Raw genomic sequence first — 632 nt, 5'->3', positions numbered from 1 at the left:
CTGCACGAGCAGGCGGAATGCGGCGAGGCGATGCTCCTGTGCCAGAGCAGATAGGGCTCGGATCACGCGGTCGGCTTGCATCGCTCACTCCAATGATTCGATAACTATTAAAATATCGAAATGCCGAGAGAAGTCAAATTGCTTTCTGAACGGTTGCGAAATAGGCAGTACGGCCATGTTCGAGTGATTGAGAGGCAGTGGCGCGAAAACTAGCCTGTGTCCCGCCAACGGATAATGTCGGCAAACCCGATCAACCCGTCGAACAGCGCCGCGACGACGAGGGACTGTTTACAATGGACCTGGTAGCGCTCGCGGGCCATCTTAAGATGCTGAATGACGGTTTCGGTGCTGATTTCGAGTATCATGGCCGTTTCAGCTGCAGTCTTCCCTCTTGCAACCCAAAGCAGACACTCCCGCTGCCGATCGGTCAGGGAAGGGACCTTCTCATCGAACTTTTCTGAACTCAGGCCCAGCGCACAGCTCAAAGCCAGCGTCCCGATCATTTCCGCGACGGCGAAGCGCCGTCGGGGCAGTTCTCGCTCGGGTCGAACAGCAAAGGTGCAGGTGCCGCGCCCTATCCCGGGCAAATGCCGCGGAACAGTATAACCATTGCCAATTCCGCATTCCCGGCC

Annotated in this window: 1 protein-coding gene; it reads right to left on the bottom strand. The window is 57.0% G+C overall.

From position 1 onward, the window contains the following. Window positions 1–209: 209 nt before the first annotated feature. Window positions 210–632, bottom strand: a 423-nt coding sequence (locus tag A3736_RS00820; protein ID WP_197465432.1) for a LuxR family transcriptional regulator, incomplete at its 5' end; no start/stop codon positions are given.

The organism is Erythrobacter sp. HI0063 (assembly GCF_001635685.1).
In the GTDB taxonomy this organism is placed as follows: Bacteria; Pseudomonadota; Alphaproteobacteria; order Sphingomonadales; family Sphingomonadaceae; genus Qipengyuania.
Note: the sequence above shows the minus strand (reverse complement) of the source record. Positions and strands in the feature narration are given on the sequence as shown.